Below are 17,470 nucleotides of genomic sequence, written 5' to 3'. Positions count from 1 at the left end.
TCACATCTGATGCTCTCTTTAAAGGGTAAAAGTACTTACGTTACTCACAAAGGTGAGAAAGATGTGAATAACTTCACTTTATCATTAGAATAAGATTTACTTTTTTGCAACAAAGGTCACAAAATTTGCCCATTGAAAGATCGTTTCAATACGCTTAAATCCTGCATCCCTGCACATCTGGATATTCTCTTTGATGGTGAAAGGGATCAGTACATTCTCCAGCGCTTCGCGCTTTTGTGCGATCTCATAGTCACTGTATCCCTGCCCTTTTTTATACTCATAATAGATATCGATGAGCTCCTTGTCAAGCTTTTTATCTTCAAAAACCACTTTCTCAGAAAAAATGAACATCCCATCTTCGTTTAATCCTTGATACAACTTCTTTATAAGTTCAACACGCTGCATAGGCCGGATGAACTGTAACGTATAGTTTGCCACTATGATATCTTCTTCTTGGTAGTCATAGGTCAGCATATCAGCCAATTCCAACTCTATGTTTGCACCGAAAGCCTGACATTTTTGCTCTGCCCTATTTAACATCGCCTGTGAATTATCCAAACCTTTGAGTTGCATCTTGACATCCATTTTACTGTGAAGATCGAGTAGGAACTTCGCGGTAGAAGAACCAAGATCAAGCACTTTTTTACCCTCTTTTTGTTCTGCAAGTATCAAAGAGATGATCAACTTGCGTACTTCATCATAAAAAGGCACGGAACGGCTCAACATATCATCGAACACAGACGCGACTGCTTCATCAAATTCAAATTTTTTTTCTATAGGCTTATTAAACACTTTATCTTGCATTACTTTTTCTTTACAATTTATTTTTATCATTATATTCAAAGAGTAGTCTAAATCAGTTGAAGCATAAAATATACTTTCTCATGTTTTTTTATCAAAATCAAAGCTTTTTCTATTAGAATTAGAAACAAGGGATTAGAATTAAAAATATGGAAAAATTAACTATACTTATTGTAGATGATGACAAAACTACTACCTCTATACTTAACCATATGTTATATGGGTATACAGATCATATACTCACGGCATCCAATGGACTAGAGGGACTTGAACTCTATCAGACACATCAACCGGATATTATTCTCTCTGATATCAACATGCCGCATATGAATGGCCTGGAGATGGTTGAAGAGATAAGAAAAGAAGATGAACATGTGAAGATAGCCATCTTTACAGACTTTGAAAAACGTGATATTCTCCTTAAAGCGATCGAGCTTGGAGTGAATCAGTTCCTTTCCAAGCCGTTTGCCTCTAAAAGCTTTTCCAAGACCATACAAAGCCTTTATGATGATGTCATAGAGAAAAGACGTAGTAACCGAGAGATTCAGAGACAACAAAATATACTTCATGCCATCAATGAGATGTCACATAACTTTTTACAACAATCAGATTGGATGCAAGCACTCAAAAAAGAGATGCAGAATCTTAAAGAAGCTTCTGACATGTCATCCATATTTATCTACCAAAATGAGGAGGATGAAAATAACCTTTCAGCACAAAAACTTCTCTATATCAATGATAACCCTGAGGCAAAAAGTAAAAAACGTATCCACTACCGTAAACACTATTTCATGCGTTGGAAGAACCAATTAGAGAAAAATCTCTCTATCAATGGAAGCAGAGAGGATTATGACAAGTCAAAAAAGAAACTCTTGGACCTCTTTAAGATCAATTCTCTGCTCATATTGCCTATCTTTGTACAAGATAAATGGTGGGGTTTTCTTGGTATTGGAGATGAGCACAAGGAAACACTCGAATCCACCAATGTTGAAATGCTCAGTACTGCTGCATCCATCATCGGCGCGGCTATAAATAACAGAAACAACCTCAAATCACTTGAAATGTCTTCCGCAGTCTATGAACACACCATGGATGGTGTCTTGATCACAGACAGCAATAACCGTATTCTACATGTGAATGATGCATTTGTCGATATAACAGGTTATTCACTGGAGAATGTGCTGGGTAAAGATCCCAAGATCCTCAAATCCGGGAAACACGATAATCACTTTTACCAGAAAATATGGAACCAATTGTCTGAGAATGGATACTGGCAAGGAGAGATCACCAATCGTAAAAAAAACGGTGAGATCTATATTGAGTGGCTCAGTATCAATACGATCAAAAATGCTCAGGGTAAGATCGAAAATTTTATCGGCATCTTTTCCGATGTCACACACCAGCGAAAAGATGCACATGACCATGCCTACTTAGCCACACATGATCCCCTTACCGGTCTATCCAACCGACTCTTATTCAATGATAGATTGGAACATGCGATCAACCACGCAGACCGGTTCAAGAAATGTATCAGTCTTATATTTTGTGACTTGGATAATTTTAAACCGATCAATGATACTTTTGGTCATACTATAGGTGATGAGATACTCAAAAGAGTAGGAAGTGCGCTCCAAGGGATCTTAAGAAAAGAGGATACCATATGTCGTTTCGGCGGGGATGAATTTGTCATCCTTGTTGAAGAGTTACATAGTTTTGAATATCTGAACGAAATTTTAAGTAGGATCAATGCACTGACACATACACCTTGTGTCATCGAAGGAAATACGATCTCCATAGGGATGAGTATCGGTGCATCCATCTATCCCGATGACGGTGTCACACCAGAAGACTTGATAAAATCTGCTGATTCAGCAATGTACAAAGCAAAGAACAGTGGTAAAAATCGTATAGAGTATTCTCAGCCAGATCCGGATCTTTATTGTCTTAAAAAATATAACAACATGGATGAGGCAGACATACACTACACTACGTAGGCAATTTTAAAAAAGATTATCGGTCAAACCTCTCTAGATCTCATTTGATGATAATCTCTTTTTTGCTGCCGTGATATCATCAAGAATTTGTTCCCTCAGGGCATCTAAACTATCAAACTTTTGATTCATACGGATAAAGTCTACAAATTCCAGTGCAACTTCTCCACTTACTTCACCGATCTCTTGTTCTAAGATATGTGTCTCTACGGCATAGGAGTCATCTGTTGTCACACGATGCCCCAAAAAGCTTACAGAGTCCAACCATTGACCATCAATACAGGTACGTGTGGCATAGACACCTTCCATTGGGAGTTGATACTCTTGTACATGCAAATTGATCGTGGGAACCAACTCTTTTTTACCCAGTCCCTGTCCTGGCACCACCCTGCCTTCTATATAATAGGTTCTACCCAGTAATTGATTTGCCAGTTCGATCTTTCCTTCACGCAGATACGTTTTGATGATACGGGAGTGTACCGGTGTCTCCCCAAGTGTGACCTGTTTAACGATGGAGATATCTTTATTCGTCAGTGTTTTCATCATCTGCGCATTCCCTGCTTTATCTTTGCCAAAATGAAAATCATACCCCACTACGATCGTTTCGAGTGCAGGAAAATCAGCTTCCAGTTTATGGACAAATGCTTCAGGTGTCAATGATTTTATCTTGTCAAAATGGTAAAAGCAGCATGCTTTAGAAGTAAAAAGTGAACGTTTGTATCCCGGTGTCAAGTAACCGGTATTTCTCTCTATGATCACCAGTGCATCTACCTTATCTATAAGCGCCTGATGTCCAAGATGTATACCGTCAAATGAGCCTATGGCGATATGCTTGATCTGATTTCGCAAAGACAACGCTACTTCTCCTTCTTTCTAAAATGATACAGATACTCTTGATTACCCTCTTTACCTTGGACCTGCGAACGTGCCTGGTAGCAAAGCTCCCATCCCAGCTTTTCAGCCTGAGCTTCAAATGCCTCTTTGCGTCTGGCTATCGCATCAATATCCTGTACTACACCTCTGCTGTCACGCTTTACATCCTTCCCCACTTCGAACTGTGGTTTATAGAGTATAATGATATCTGTACCGTTGTGAGCAAGTCTGTCTATGTCCTCAATGATCTGCAGTATGGAGATGAACGAAACATCACAAGTGATCAGTTCAAAACCAACATCACTTTTAAATTCTCGGATATCAGTCTCTTCATACAATGAAAGTTTTGCATTGTTGCGAAGTGAGACATGCAGTTGGTCTTTACCTACATCCACACAGGAGAGGCTTGTCACACCATTCTCAAGTATGATCTGAGCAAAGCCACCCGTACTGGAACCTATATCCAATGCTCTTTTCCCTTTCAAGTCCATGGGATACTCAGCCAAAAAGTTCTCCAGCTTGCGCGCTGCACGGCTCACATAAAATTTCGTATCTTCCACTTCGACGATGCTGTTCTCATCTACTTTGGCTGAAGCTTTGGCCTTCTTGCCGTCTACCAGGACCTGTCCGGCTTTGATCGCATCATTTGCACGGTTACGACTCTCAAAATAACCCTCTTCTACCAAATATTTATCCAGTCTCACAGCATTTGCCTCATCTCATCTTCCGTCAGTGTTTTCACTCCCAGACTCTCAGCCTTGGTCAACTTGGATCCTGCATCCTCACCATAGACCACATAGTCTGTTTTTTTACTGACAGAGCCACTGACCTTAGCCCCCAGTTTTTCAAGCATCTCTTTGATGATACCGCGGCTTACAGACATAGACCCTGTCAGTACCACTGTTTTACTTTTGAAAGGGTTCTCTTCTGCTTCCACTTTCTCTTCTACGGTAGGTTCTATCGTTTCAAAAAGCTGCAAGACAAAATCATGGTTGACCCGCATAAATTCAAGCAGTGAGTTTGCCATCTCTTCACCGATACCATCCAGGGCTACCACAGTATCAAATGTTGCATCCACGATATCCAGCCCAAACTCCAATGCCAGTGCCTTGCTGGCTACCTCTCCGATATGCTCTATACCCATCGCATTCAGAAGACGATACAACGGTACACCCTTGGTCGCCTGGATCGCACCTATGAGATTGTTGATACGTTTCTCTTTAAAGCCTTCAAGGTGTTCAAGATCTTCATACTTGATGAAATAAAGATCAAGGATATCTTTGATGATCCCTTCTTTGACCAGCAGTTCAACGATCTTGCTTCCCAACCCGTCGATATTCATACACCCTTTTCTCGCGAAGTGGATGATCGAGTTAATCACACGATCAGGGCAGTGAAGGTTCTGGCATTTGATCAAGGTGCCTTCATCAAGCAGTTCACTGTTACAGGTAGGGCACACTGTAGGACGTGTAACGATCATTTCACTTCCGTCTCTACGTTCTTCTAAAACTTTGATGATCTTTGGTATCACATCCCCGCTTCGTATGATGATGACAGAGTCACCGATATGGATATCCTTACGCTCGATCTCATCGAAGTTGTGTAGTGTGGCACGGCTGACCATCGCACCTTCAATGTTCACAGGTTCGATCTCGGCTACCGGTGTTACCACACCCGTTCTTCCTACCTGTAGTGTAATCGCATTGATTTGAGTGACTTTTTCGACTGCAGGGAACTTATAGGCACACATCCACTTGGGAAACTTCACCGTGTATCCTAGCTCCTCCTGTTTCGCCACCTCATCGACCTTAAGTACCATCCCGTCCATCATCATAGGTATCTCATCACGCTTCTCAATAAGCATACGGTAAAAAGCTTCTATCTCATCGATACCCTTACAATCCTGTGCAAACGGCGGTTCCAAAAAGCCTAAAGTATAGACATAGTCCATCTTCTCGGAAAGTTTTCGATGTTCAAGCGTGTTTTCTCCAAGTCCCCAAGGATAAAAAACCAGCCTTCTTTTAGCCGTAATGGAACTGTCAAGCTGTCTAAGACTCCCCGCTGCTGCATTACGAGGATTGGCAAAGAGGCTCTCTCCTGCTTCGAGTCTCTCTTCATTAATCTGCTCAAAGTCATCCTTTCGTATCACCACTTCACCGCGTATCTCAATCAGCCCCTTATAATCGATACTGAGTGGTACAGAACGTATCGTCCGTACATTATCCGTCACCTCTTCACCTACGACACCATCCCCACGTGTTATGGCACGTACCAGCTTCCCATCCTCATAGAGTAAGTTCATACTCGCACCGTCAAATTTTGGCTCACAGAAATACTCACACTCCCCTATATTCTTCTCTACACGCTCCAACCACTCTACGACCTCATTTCGGTCAAACACATCTTCCATACTCCACATACGTTTGATGTGCTTCGCCTTGGAAAACTCATCACGCACGATACCTCCGACACGCTTTGTAGGAGAATCTTCTGCCACATCTGCAGGGTTCTCTGTTTCATAGTCCAACACTTCATGGTAAAGCCTGTCATACTCTTCATCACTGGCAATGGGATTATCTTCCACATAATAAGCATGTGCCCATTTTTTAAGGAGTTTGATCTTCTCTTGGTATTGTTCGTTTGTCATTGTTTATAGTTTACTTTCTCTTTTTTTCCATCATATTTCGGCATAGTATGCAAGATATACACATCCAAAAAAGCTTTTGCCCTCGCAAAATACTCTCTAGCTTTCATCCTGTACGCAGCTGCTGTACCCGGTATATCTTTTGCTATAAAACCTATGGCTTTATGTCCTTTGGATTTGGCGATGAACAGTGCTCTTTCAAGGTGAAATTTCTGGGAGACGATTATATAGTCTTTTAGGTCAAAAATCGCTTCAGCTCTTACCACAGAATCAAGGGTTCTTAACCCGAAAGGATCAATGGTAATATAGCGGTTTGGAACCCCCGCTTTTATCAGATCTTTTTGCATCTTGCTTGTCTCATTATAATACTTGGTACTATTATCCCCGGAAACCACTATAGCTTTCACTTTACCTGCCTTAAAAAGATCGACTGCAGCACGAATACGATAGGTATAAAAGTAGTTCTGCCCGCCACCTACCATATATTTGGCTGTACCCAATACCAAAGCAGCTTTTTTCGCCGGGACTTTGTCAATAGTGTGATACAGATCCGCTTCTGCCTGTTTTGAGATAGAGATATAGATCACAACCAGTGCCATCACTGTGAGCAAAACAGAACCGAGGATCCACTTTAGTATACGTACCACGATTTACAGCATCGCTCTCAAAACTGCTAAAGCCTGTTGATGTTCGGCAACATCATGACAACGCACGATAGAAGCCCCGTTCTCAACCGCTTTCAAATGGATCGCTAAGGTACCTGGCAAACGCTCTTCAGTAGTAGAAGTACTAATTTTGTTGATTATTGATTTTCTGCTTGCACCTACAAGCACTTCACAGCCGAATATTTTAAAATGCGCCATGTTCTTGATCAGGGTCAGATTATGTTCCAAGGCCTTACCAAAGCCTATCCCTACATCCAAGATGATATTTTCTCTGACAAGCCCTAAACCTTCACATTTCGCGATACGCGCCTCAAAAAAATCACTGACCTCCACCATGACATCATCATAATATGGGTCTTTTTGCATGGTCTTTGGTGTGCCTTTCATGTGCATGATGCATAGTCTGGCATCATACTTCACTGCAAGATCGACGATAGCATCATCACTTGCTCCTGTAATATCGTTGATAATCGTAAATCCACTATCCAGTGCATACGCTACAACATCAGGTGTATAACTGTCCACAGAAAACGTTGCTTTTTTATACAGCTTTTCAGCTTTGATGATATCACAAACAGGTTTGATACGTGCCAACTCTTCTTCTGCACTTACCTCATCTGCCCCCGGGCGGGAAGATACAGCACCTATATCAATGATATCTGCACCACTCTCTATCATCTCTTTGATCTGCTTTATGGCATCTTCAGCCTTGAACCTGCTTCCAGAAAAGAAACTGTCATCATTGGCATTGATCACACCCATGATCTGTGTGGGATAGGTTTTTACAGCAAGAAATTTCTTCAATTCCATAGCGATCGTTTTAAGTCCAAAAGGCTGTGCCAACTCTTTTTTAGAGAGGAGTTCCATATGTTTTCTCGTTCCCATAAGAATACAGTCATAGGTAGGTTTTTCACAGAGTATGACCCCACCAGGTACAGCAAGCTCTGCACCTATGCTAAGGGCATCCTGTTTGAGTATATTTGCAGCGGGTGTTTTAAGGTCTTTGATAAAGAAATGGAGCAGTTCCATCTTCTTTGCCATGATACTGATACCACCGCTCTCTACATTCAATGCTTTAAGGGCTGCTTTTTTATCTGTGATATGTCCAAGTTGATATATTTTCATAGAAGCCCCTTTAGAGTCTTAGTATATTTTACCGTTTTTTTCGAGCCAGAAGTTTCAAAAGCAGGGTATTAAGTACAAATGGTGGCGGTGATCCTATATCCAAAGCAATAAAAGCATTCGAAAAAAGATTTAACGTTTTTTCATCCAGGTTATATGCCTGTGAATAGATAGCATCTTTGCTGATACGTTCCACAAGCGATTTCATTGCCTTGGCATCTGTACGTTTATGGGTTTGTACAAAATCATATACCGTAGCCAAAGAGAGGTGAGATAGATCCAACTCCAGCGCTTCCTCTTCTGTATACGAAGAATGCATCGTAATAGGTAAACGTGAACGAATGGTATCCAGGATCGTAGCTTTGTTCGGTGTAATAAGAATAAACTCTTTTTTGGGTGGGGGTTCTTCTATCACTTTTAAAAGTTTGTTCTGTACCACAGGGGAAAATGTTTTGGCAGCAAGGATAATGACGGTGGTCTCATCACTGGCCATATACGCCTTTTCTATCGCAAGTTTTGCATCTTCGACTAAAAAATTATCCTCTTTGATGATCTTCACAAAACGTTCATTTTGTTGTAGCCCTTCGAGCTGGATCACCGTGTCATTGATATTACTGCTGATGATCACTTGGCTCACTAGTCTCATGACTCTAAATCTAAATCCCCGAAAAGTGCTGCTGAGAGTGTGTTGTCAAAAAGCTTAAAAAGCTGTAACAGTTTAATATCCAGTAAAGCATCCGAACTACGGAAGGCAAAACTATCTTGGACCTCTTCATCCATGACCCATAAAAAGCTGTTTTCATTTCTATAGGCGAGTTTTGTGTAAGGATGATCTCCTTTACCAATATACCAAATATAATAACCGTTAGGATAAGAGATATCCAACATATCTTCAAGAAGTTGCAAGTCCTGTGTCGATTTCATCTCTTGAAAATGAGGGAAACAGCTCGATAGACAGAAGAAAGGAAGCAATGGTCTGTTTTTTTTCATATCATTGATATTCTTTAAAATATATTGAGAAAACCACTCATATGATTCATCCGTAATGATAAGCGCTGTTTTTCCCTCAATACTTTGAGAAACAGCACTTTTGGCTAAAGGTGCCCATTCATAACGGTACTCTTCCATCCATGAAAAAGAAGACTCTTCTTCACGAATGGTCTCCAGTGTCCACTTTAAAAGCTGCTGCATTTACCCTACTTGTCTAATTCGTAAGCTTCATGAAGTGTACGGATGGCAAGTTCACCATACTTCTCATCTATCACCATAGAGACCTTTATCTCAGATGTAGAGATCATTTGTATGTTGATGTTACTTTGCGCCAGTACAGTAAATGCTGTCGCAGCCACACCTGAGTGGGATTTCATACCTACACCCACAACAGAGACTTTGCATACATGCTCATCAAAATCCATCCCTTGGATATCATGGTCAAAGCTTTCCATCAATCTTTTGGCATTTTCATGTTCACTTTGCGGTACAGTAAATCCAAGATTGGTTGAACCGTCCGTCCCCATATTTTGAATGATCATGTCCACATTGATGTTCGCCTTTGCCAGCATTGTGAAGATCTCTGCTGCGATCCCCGGTCTGTCTGAAACACCTCTAAGTGTCACTCTTGCTTGGTTTTTGTCAAGGACAACACCACTTACTAATACTTCTTCCATACTATTGCTCTCCTTTGTGATAAGCGTACCTTCATTGTCGCTAAAACTACTTTTAGCGTATAGTTTTACATTAAGTTTTTTTGCCAATTCTACTGAACGGTTCTGTAACACCTTCGCACCCAGTGACGAAAGCTCTAACATCTCATCATAAGAGATCGTGTCAAGCTTCTTTGCATTAGGTTCGATACGTGGATCTGTGGTGTAAATACCATCTACATCTGAATAGATCTCACACTGGTCCGCCTTCAATGCTCCGGCCAATGCAACAGCAGATAGATCTGAACCGCCACGTCCCAGTGTGGTCACTGAACCATCTTTATTGATCCCTTGGAAACCTGCTACAATAACGATCTTCCCCACACCTATAGCCGCTTGCATTGCAGTCGGGTCTATGGACTCTATGCGTGCATAGGTATGTGTATTATCTGTCACGATGCCCGCTTGACGTCCGGTCATTGCTACTGCATCATACCCTTTTGACTGCAAAGCGATAGATAGCAGTGCAGCTGTCACGCGTTCTCCCGAACTGAGCAGCATATCCATCTCTTTTTTTGCAGGATTCTTCGTAAAGTGTTCTGCATACCCTATGAGTTTATTGGTTTCACCGCTCATCGCAGAGACAACAACTACAATGTCATTACCAGCTTCTTTTGCTTTTGCTACACGGTTGGCCACATTTTCGATACGATCTAAATCTCCAACGCTTGTACCGCCATATTTATGTACAACTAACATCTATATCAAACCCTCTTCTATAAAATAATCGATCACTCTACGATACACTTTGCGTTTAAAGTAGGTCACCTTTTTAAATAACTGTTCATACTCTACAAACTCATACTCTTCAAATTCAGGAATATCATATGCCTGTAAATTGATGGTTGCACTCTCTTTCAGGCGTACCAAAAAATATTTTTGTGTCTGCCCGTCAAAAGGGTATGTTTTACCTCGTGACCTTTTAGGAAAGTCATAGGTGATCCATTCAGGAAACTCCCCAAGTACTTCTACATTATCACAGCCTATCTCTTCCAACAATTCCCGTTTCAATGCTTCTCGAGGTGTTTCACCTTCATCGATACCTCCCTGAGGAAATTGCCACGCGTTCTTGATATCACTTCGATGTGCTACAAAGAACTCACACTTGTCCGGATATTTGGAAGAGAGTATGACAGCTGCAACATTAGGCCTATAGCTCTTTTTCTTTTGCATGCTTTTACTCATTTCACATTCTAATTCAATAGGACGCAACAAAACTCAAAGTCTTTTATCGCGTTAGTACTGTGCTTCTTTCAAAGAAAGCAAAAGAGACAGGTCTCTTTTGGTAATCAGTACCAAATGGTATTTTTACTTTAGATCTACTAAAATTTATCGATACATTCCTAATTTTCTGATATTATTCTATCTAAACTGCGGTTACAAACATTTGAAAAGTGAGAAAACTATTTGCTAATTTATCTTCATATTCCTTACTGTGATTCAAAGTGTCACTACTGTAGCTTCAATACCTATGTCGACAAATTTGAAACCCAGTCCAACTATATGAAGGCCCTCTATCAGCAACTTTCATTTGAACTGCAACGTTTTGATGCTAAACCGCAAAGTATTGAAACACTTTTTATAGGGGGAGGTACACCTTCAACGGTAGACCCAGCACTCTATGCTTCCATTTTCGAACTGCTTCACCCATACCTGAAAAAAAATGCAGAGATCACTACAGAAGCAAACCCGAACTCTGCAAGCAAAGTATGGCTTGAGGGTATGAAAAAACTTGGTGTGAACCGTGTCAGTTTCGGGGTACAAAGTTTTCATGCACAAAAACTCAAAGCACTCAACCGGGCACATAACCCACAACAGGCAAAAGAAGCCATACACACTGCTAAAACACTGGGATATGAACATCTCTCTTTAGATTTGATCTACAACTACCAGGGTGACACAAAAGAGCTGCTTTTGAATGATATAAAGGAAGCCTTTTCTCTTCCTATTGATCATATATCCGCCTATGAACTGACCATCGAGGACGGTACAAAGTTTTCAATGACACCTGAGGTAAGACAGGAGAATGAGGATCTTGCTTTTTTTGTCACGAATGAGATAGAAAAACGGGGCTTTAAAGCCTATGAGATCTCAAACTTCGGTACCTACCAGAGCAGACATAACAGAGGGTATTGGGAACTCAAGAATTATATAGGTGCAGGAGCTGGTGCCGTAGGATTTTTTAAAAACAAACGTTTTTATCCCCAAACCGATATTGAAGCCTATGTTGCAGACCCGCTTAGTATCATAGAAGAAGTACTCACTCCGGATGAGCTACTGACAGAAAAGATCTTTTTAGGCCTGCGCAGCAATGTAGGTGTAGAGAAAGCCCTACTTACAGAAGCGATGATAAAAAAAGCAAATACCCTTTGTGAAAAAGAGAAACTTCGTTGCGATGAGACACATTACTATAATGATAATTTCTTCTTGAGTGATGAACTCGCACTCTACATTTTAGGATAATTCGATAAAATACAGCAATTAAATTACAAGGTATATTATGTTTGGTATCGGCTTTACTGAGTTACTTCTCATTTCCATTGTTGCGATACTCTTTTTGGGGCCAGATAAGCTACCTCAAGCGATGATAGAGGTTGCCAAATTTATCAAAGGTGTCAAAAAGACTGTAAGTGAAGCAAAAAGTTCTCTTGAAGAGGAGATGAAAATTGCAGATCTTAAAGAAGAAGCACTGAATTATAAAAAACAACTGGATGAGGCAACGAACGAACTTAGAAATTTTAAAAACATAGATTTTGATGAGTTTGAGGAGGAGATCTCAACAGAGTCTTCTAAAGCAGTTTCAAAAGAGACAACTTCTGACAGTAAAGAGACAGCCCAAGAGGAGACCATTGCCACACAGGTTGAGGCAAAAAATGACACGATAACCTTTACAAAGCCAAAAAAGCAAAAGAAAAAAGAAGCGACGGATGAAACAACAGACAAACCTGAAGGTGATGCGTAATGTTTAGTGAACTCAGACCCCACCTCGTTGAGCTACGAAAAAGACTCGGACTCTCTGTACTCTCGGTATTTATTGCATTTATCATTGCATTTTTCTTTCATGAGGCGATATTGGCATGGATCACAGCACCTTTGAATGAGGCTTTGGACCAAGTGGCACACCTTTCGAAAAAGGCTGCTGATGGGATGGTAACCACCCACCAGGTAGGTGGTGCATTTTTTGTCGCACTGAAAGTTTCGTTTTTTGCAGGTCTGCTCGGTGCACTGCCGTTCATACTCTATCAGATCTGGCTTTTTGTGGCACCCGGCCTGTACAGTAATGAAAAAAAGATGATCCTTCCATTTGTCATAGGCGGTTCGATCATGTTCTTTGTAGGTGTGCTTTTTGCCTACTATGTCGTGACGCCATTTGGGTTTCAGTTCCTTATTACTTTTGGTTCTTTTCTCTATACACCGCTGATCAATATCGAAGACTATGTCGGCTTTTTTACCAAGATCATGATGGGATTTGGTATCGCATTTGAACTACCGGTATTTGCCTATTTCTTGGCACTTCTTGGCCTTGTTACAGATAAAACTCTCAAAGACTTTTTCAAATATGCCGTACTGATCATCTTTGTGGTGGCTGCACTACTTACCCCGCCTGATGTACTGACACAGCTTCTTATGGCTGCACCGCTTGTCCTCCTTTATGGTCTCTCTATTCTCATCGTACGTGTGGTCAACCCACACGTTGAAGATGAAGGTGAAGAGGCAGATGAAGATGAAAAAACTGCCCAAAGCACACACTAATCCTTTGTATGAATGAAGAGCTTCTGACAAAAAATTATGACTATGAACTCCCCGAAGGGTTCATAGCTACGGCACCTGTGCAACCCAGAGACCATGCAAAACTGCTGGTGTATGACAGAAAAACCGACACAGTGACCCATACTACGTTTAAACACTTACTCGAGTATCTTCCAAAAGAGTGTGATGTATTTCTCAATGATACCCGTGTGATAAAAGCACGTATTTTTGGTCATAAAAGATCTCTCAACAATCAAGGTGGAGGTCAGGTAGAGCTCCTCTTTAACAAACCTCTTGATGCACACCATTATCTTGTACTCATCCGGGGCAAGGTCAAGATAGGTACGGAACTCCTATTTGACGATGAACTTGTCGCTACTGTGACAGGCTTGAATAATGACGGTTCACGAATCGTCACATTTACACATCATGGCAAAGAGATACGTTTTGAGGAATTGGTACTGGTGCTTGATGCCATAGGGCATATCCCTCTGCCACCTTATATGCAAAGAGAAGACAAGGAAGAAGATGAAACAGATTATCAAACGCTCTTTGCCAAAAATGCCGGTGCTGTAGCTGCCCCTACTGCCTCCCTTCATTTTACCCCTGAACTTTTCGCGGAATTAGAAAAAAGACATAAAACACATACCGTGACACTCCATGTAGGTGCGGGGACCTTTAAACCTGTCGAGGCCGAAGAGATACTCGACCACCCTATGCACTCTGAGTATTTTGAAATCCCGGAAAGCTCTGCAAAAGTGCTTGACAGTGATACCCCTGTGTTGGCCATAGGGACAACCGTGACCAGAACGATCGAGTATTATGCACGAACGAAAAAAACACACGGGGAGTGTGACCTCTTCTTAAATCCTTCCAACCCGCCCCAAAGAGTCACCTATCTACTCACCAATTTTCATTTACCTAAAAGCACACTTATCATGCTTGTCTCTTCTTTTATCGGAAGAAAAAAAACGTTAGACTTATATAAAGAGGCCATAGAGAAAAAGTACAGATTTTTCTCCTATGGGGATGCGATGTTAATACTTTAGAAAGGATACCTATGAAAGTGAGAGGGGAATATATTTTATTGTTCATTTCAACCCTGTTTCTTTTGAACGGGTGTGCACAGAAGAAACCCTACAACTACCCAAACTATGACATCATCAAACCTGAAACAACCTGTAATCCCAACAGAAACAACATCCAAGAGCTACTCTACTCTTATCTTGGTAAACCTTACGTCTGGGCAGAAGAGGGGCCCTATGCTTTTGATTGTTCAGGGCTGACCTATAATATTTACGGATCTATGGGGATAGAGATCCCCCGTGTAGCAAGGGAACAGGCAAAAATGGGCAAAGAGGTGAAGTTTAAGAACCTCTATTACGGTGATCTCATCTTCTTTGGTTCTCCGAACAAAAGAAGTAAAAAGATCAATCATGTGGGTATCTATCTTGGTGATGGATGGTTCGCACATGCAAGCAGTAAAGATAGGAAGGTCATAGTTAGTCACTTTGAGAAGGAACCCATCTATGTTAAACGTATGAAAGTGTGTAAACGTTATTTGAGTGAAGATGAACGCGCCAAATACATGAATTGTGATGTCCCCTTACAAAAGATGGAAATTACTACTTCACGCTATACAACACCCTGGCAGCCAGGCATGAAACTACCTAAAAAAGCTGTACCGAGCTAACACGTTGATCAAATGGACGCATCTATCCTTCATATCAAAGCAGCCATCATGCTGCATTAATATACTTCTGGATAGAACGATTTAAGGTTTGTATCTCAAATTTATACTTCTCATTATAATTGGCAAGTAATTCATATTTCTTGTAGAGGATCTTATGCAGTATATCATTGATCAACGCATGCATATCCTCTGCACCGATAGCTCCTGTCAACCCTCTCATATCTATACATAACATCTTCACCTGTTCATATCGGTGTTCTTTGATCAATTTGGTGAAGATCTCATCACTGGTGCCATATGCAGTAGCAAACTCTTTTAATATTTCGCGATAGAGGGCTTCACTGTTATTGGCATGGGTGATACCCTCATTAATATTGATCCCTTGATAGCTAATGGCCTTTTGTGATTCAACTTCTTTTTTCTTGGCTGCCACTTTGGATGTATCATCAAGGTATGTAGAAAATGCCGTATAGAGTTTACCTATATTGAGCGGTTTTGCCAAAAATGCATTGATGCCACAGTTGAACATCTTTTGTATTTCACTGTCCAGAACCAATGCTGTGAATGCAACGATAGGCATTCCATCATACTGACTCTCGAGACGTATCATTTGTGTAGCCGTAAACCCATCCATGATAGGCATATTGATATCCATAAGCACGAGGTCAAATGGAAACTGACTCTTCTTAACCATATCAACCGCTTCTTGTCCATTATTTGCAACGCTGATATTTATTCCAGAAAGATGCAGCAAGTTAAGCAGTACTTTCTGGTTAATGAGGTTGTCTTCTACGATAAGAATATTTTTACCGGAAAAATCTTGAAAAGAGTGTTGCGTCACACCTTTAGTTTCAGTGAAATCTCTTCTGTATGTTTGTATCTGTTTCGCTTCATCTTTCTGTTCTTCTTCAACTGCAGGTACTTTAATATTATACATATTCACAATCATTTCAAAAACACGTTCTTGATTGAGTGGTTTAAAGAGTTGTGCATCGATCACTTCATCATTAACATTATTTTGATTGGAATGGAGCAGTGAATTCAGGGCAATCACTTTCAGTTCTTTACCCATCTTGATTTGATTGAGATACTGGATCAATCTGATATCGAAGAGACTTTCATCTAAAATAACGATATCAAAAGAGTTTAAGTTAGGCATGGTTTTCATGAATTCTTTTTTAGAAAGCACCGTCACTTCATGTCTGAAATAGGTAAACATTCTTTTGACAGCCAACGCTGAATTATAATTACTGTCAACAATAAACACCTTTTTCTCTATCAGGGCCTTTTCAGGCAAGCGGTATCTTCGCTGATCAGACTTGTTCACTATGTCAAAAGGCAGGGTTAGTGTAAAGGTACTTCCTTTCTCTTCTCGACTCTCAACAGTAAGTTTTCCCTTCATCATATCCACCAATGCATTGGCGACAAAAAGGCCTAAACCTACGTATTTACCTGTATCGACATCATAATAAGGTACAAATAGATTTTCGAGTGTTTTAGGATCGATCCCCCTTCCTTTATCAGAGAATTGGAACTGTAACTCCACATTTTCTTCAAATGTATCAAACATAGAAACTTCCAACTTCACTTCATCCAGTTCCTCTTGTACCATCAGGTATTCAAGTATACTTTTGAGTGCTTGTCCTAAATGCAGCGAGTCACCTATTAAGTGTCGTGGAACATTTTTATGTATATCAAAAATAAGTTCGGCTTTACTACCCAAAAATTGTGAGCATATGGATCCTGACACTTCATTCAATACGTTATTAATATTAAATGCTTCATTGACGATCTCAACCTGTTTTGATTTTAACCTGAGAAAATCCAAAAGATCATGTGTCACATCTAAAAGTCTGCTTTCAGTGTTTCCTAAAACTGTATCTTTATTTGTAGATGTTTTGGAGAGTTGCTGCGTTTCTTCAAGTGTCTGCTTCGCAATATTATGAACATTTTCACTCATATTGGCAAGTAGGAGATTTTGATTTCTTTCCATCTCCAACTGTTTCTCGAACATGGACTTATAAAACTGTTTTAACTTCTGTGTTTGATAAGATGTAACAAATAATATAGCTATACCCACTATTCCCAAAGCGAAGAGAGCGATCCATAGCCAAAAAGTTTCCGATCCTGCACCTTGGTCTGCTTGTGCATACCCCATACTGCTTAAGCCTATAATGGCCATACTTATTTTGTTCAAATACATACGATATTACCTTATTCTGATAATT

Annotated in this window: 17 protein-coding genes; 6 read left to right on the top strand and 11 right to left on the bottom strand. The window is 40.5% G+C overall.

The window, feature by feature from the left end; genetic code table 11:
• Positions 1 to 96: 96 nt before the first annotated feature.
• Complete coding sequence (cmoA, locus tag PF327_RS08045) at positions 97 to 804, bottom strand: carboxy-S-adenosyl-L-methionine synthase CmoA (protein ID WP_289402076.1); 708 nt, start codon at positions 802 to 804, stop codon at positions 97 to 99.
• Positions 805 to 950: 146 nt separating this feature from the next.
• Here cmoA and PF327_RS08040 point away from each other — a divergent pair, with 146 nt between their 5' ends.
• Positions 951 to 2,795, top strand: coding sequence for a diguanylate cyclase domain-containing protein (locus PF327_RS08040; protein ID WP_008245344.1), 1,845 nt, complete (start codon positions 951 to 953; stop codon positions 2,793 to 2,795).
• Positions 2,796 to 2,828: 33 nt separating this feature from the next.
• On the opposite strand, the gene PF327_RS08035 is transcribed toward PF327_RS08040, so the two are convergent.
• The 9 genes from PF327_RS08035 to PF327_RS07995 are packed head-to-tail and all read right to left on the bottom strand — an operon-like array spanning position 2,829 to position 10,972.
• Positions 2,829 to 3,647 (bottom strand): bifunctional riboflavin kinase/FAD synthetase, encoded by an 819-nt coding sequence (locus PF327_RS08035; RefSeq protein ID WP_008245345.1) that lies wholly within the window; start codon positions 3,645 to 3,647, stop codon positions 2,829 to 2,831.
• A 2-nt stretch (positions 3,648 to 3,649) separates the two neighbouring features.
• Positions 3,650 to 4,369: a 23S rRNA (cytidine-2'-O)-methyltransferase TlyA gene (gene tlyA / locus PF327_RS08030; RefSeq protein ID WP_289402075.1), complete on the bottom strand. Its 720-nt coding sequence runs from the start codon at positions 4,367 to 4,369 to the stop codon at positions 3,650 to 3,652.
• The gene (ligA, locus tag PF327_RS08025; protein ID WP_289402074.1) at positions 4,366 to 6,312 is read right to left on the bottom strand and encodes an NAD-dependent DNA ligase LigA; all 1,947 of its coding nucleotides are present in this window, start codon (positions 6,310 to 6,312) and stop codon (positions 4,366 to 4,368) included. The genes tlyA and ligA overlap by 4 nt, the downstream gene beginning before the upstream one ends.
• Complete coding sequence (locus PF327_RS08020) at positions 6,309 to 6,956, bottom strand: SanA/YdcF family protein (RefSeq protein ID WP_289402073.1); 648 nt, start codon at positions 6,954 to 6,956, stop codon at positions 6,309 to 6,311. Before PF327_RS08020 ends, ligA begins: the two co-directional genes overlap by 4 nt.
• Before the next feature lie 3 nt (positions 6,957 to 6,959).
• Entirely contained in the window at positions 6,960 to 8,099 is a 1,140-nt protein-coding gene (folP, locus tag PF327_RS08015) for a dihydropteroate synthase (protein ID WP_289402072.1), read from the bottom strand.
• A gap of 28 nt (positions 8,100 to 8,127) precedes the next feature.
• Positions 8,128 to 8,742: a DNA polymerase III subunit delta' gene (locus PF327_RS08010; protein ID WP_289402071.1), complete on the bottom strand. Its 615-nt coding sequence runs from the start codon at positions 8,740 to 8,742 to the stop codon at positions 8,128 to 8,130.
• Positions 8,739 to 9,287 (bottom strand): HobA family DNA replication regulator, encoded by a 549-nt coding sequence (locus PF327_RS08005; protein ID WP_008245351.1) that lies wholly within the window; start codon positions 9,285 to 9,287, stop codon positions 8,739 to 8,741. Before PF327_RS08005 ends, PF327_RS08010 begins: the two co-directional genes overlap by 4 nt.
• Positions 9,288 to 9,292: 5 nt before the next feature.
• Positions 9,293 to 10,498, bottom strand: coding sequence for an aspartate kinase (locus tag PF327_RS08000; RefSeq protein WP_289402070.1), 1,206 nt, complete (start codon positions 10,496 to 10,498; stop codon positions 9,293 to 9,295).
• Positions 10,499 to 10,972, bottom strand: coding sequence for an RNA pyrophosphohydrolase (locus tag PF327_RS07995; RefSeq protein WP_008245353.1), 474 nt, complete (start codon positions 10,970 to 10,972; stop codon positions 10,499 to 10,501). It abuts the gene before it with no gap.
• A gap of 234 nt (positions 10,973 to 11,206) precedes the next feature.
• Between PF327_RS07995 and hemW the strand changes: the two genes are divergently transcribed.
• The 5 genes from hemW to PF327_RS07970 are packed head-to-tail and all read left to right on the top strand — an operon-like array spanning position 11,207 to position 15,242.
• Positions 11,207 to 12,262, top strand: a complete 1,056-nt coding sequence (gene hemW / locus PF327_RS07990) for a radical SAM family heme chaperone HemW (protein WP_289402069.1) — start codon at positions 11,207 to 11,209, stop codon at positions 12,260 to 12,262.
• Between the two features lie 37 nt (positions 12,263 to 12,299).
• Positions 12,300 to 12,761, top strand: a complete 462-nt coding sequence (gene tatB, locus PF327_RS07985) for a Sec-independent protein translocase protein TatB (RefSeq protein WP_008245355.1) — start codon at positions 12,300 to 12,302, stop codon at positions 12,759 to 12,761.
• A complete protein-coding gene (gene tatC, locus PF327_RS07980; RefSeq protein WP_008245356.1) occupies positions 12,761 to 13,552 on the top strand; it encodes a twin-arginine translocase subunit TatC in 792 nt (263 codons plus the stop codon). The genes tatB and tatC overlap by 1 nt, the downstream gene beginning before the upstream one ends.
• 8 nt (positions 13,553 to 13,560) lie before the next feature.
• On the top strand, positions 13,561 to 14,598 hold the full coding sequence (gene queA, locus PF327_RS07975) for a tRNA preQ1(34) S-adenosylmethionine ribosyltransferase-isomerase QueA (RefSeq protein WP_289402068.1): 1,038 nt from the start codon (positions 13,561 to 13,563) through the stop codon (positions 14,596 to 14,598).
• Between the two features lie 11 nt (positions 14,599 to 14,609).
• Positions 14,610 to 15,242, top strand: a complete 633-nt coding sequence (locus tag PF327_RS07970) for a C40 family peptidase (protein ID WP_289402067.1) — start codon at positions 14,610 to 14,612, stop codon at positions 15,240 to 15,242.
• Positions 15,243 to 15,288: 46 nt separating this feature from the next.
• Here PF327_RS07970 and PF327_RS07965 read toward each other — a convergent pair whose 3' ends face one another.
• Complete coding sequence (locus PF327_RS07965) at positions 15,289 to 17,445, bottom strand: response regulator (RefSeq protein ID WP_289402066.1); 2,157 nt, start codon at positions 17,443 to 17,445, stop codon at positions 15,289 to 15,291.
• Positions 17,446 to 17,470 lie beyond the last annotated feature (25 nt).

Source organism: Sulfurovum xiamenensis, from assembly GCF_030347995.1.
GTDB classification, from domain to species: domain Bacteria; phylum Campylobacterota; class Campylobacteria; order Campylobacterales; family Sulfurovaceae; genus Sulfurovum; species Sulfurovum xiamenensis.
The sequence above is the reverse complement of the archived record's forward strand: the minus strand, read 5'-3'. Positions and strand labels throughout refer to the sequence as shown.

Bases quoted from the DNA above. Each gene is read 5' to 3' on its own strand.
- cmoA (WP_289402076.1), bottom strand. From the start codon at position 804: ATGCAAGATAAAGTGTTTAATAAGCCTATAGAAAAAAAATTTGAATTT.
- PF327_RS08040 (WP_008245344.1), top strand. From the start codon at position 951: ATGGAAAAATTAACTATACTTATTGTAGATGATGACAAAACTACTACC.
- ligA (WP_289402074.1), bottom strand. From the start codon at position 6,312: ATGACAAACGAACAATACCAAGAGAAGATCAAACTCCTTAAAAAATGG.
- folP (WP_289402072.1), bottom strand. From the start codon at position 8,099: ATGAAAATATATCAACTTGGACATATCACAGATAAAAAAGCAGCCCTT.
- PF327_RS08010 (WP_289402071.1), bottom strand. From the start codon at position 8,742: ATGAGACTAGTGAGCCAAGTGATCATCAGCAGTAATATCAATGACACG.
- PF327_RS08005 (WP_008245351.1), bottom strand. From the start codon at position 9,287: ATGCAGCAGCTTTTAAAGTGGACACTGGAGACCATTCGTGAAGAAGAG.
- PF327_RS08000 (WP_289402070.1), bottom strand. From the start codon at position 10,498: ATGTTAGTTGTACATAAATATGGCGGTACAAGCGTTGGAGATTTAGAT.
- PF327_RS07995 (WP_008245353.1), bottom strand. From the start codon at position 10,972: ATGCAAAAGAAAAAGAGCTATAGGCCTAATGTTGCAGCTGTCATACTC.
- tatB (WP_008245355.1), top strand. From the start codon at position 12,300: ATGTTTGGTATCGGCTTTACTGAGTTACTTCTCATTTCCATTGTTGCG.
- tatC (WP_008245356.1), top strand. From the start codon at position 12,761: ATGTTTAGTGAACTCAGACCCCACCTCGTTGAGCTACGAAAAAGACTC.
- queA (WP_289402068.1), top strand. From the start codon at position 13,561: ATGAATGAAGAGCTTCTGACAAAAAATTATGACTATGAACTCCCCGAA.
- PF327_RS07970 (WP_289402067.1), top strand. From the start codon at position 14,610: ATGAAAGTGAGAGGGGAATATATTTTATTGTTCATTTCAACCCTGTTT.
- PF327_RS07965 (WP_289402066.1), bottom strand. From the start codon at position 17,445: ATGTATTTGAACAAAATAAGTATGGCCATTATAGGCTTAAGCAGTATG.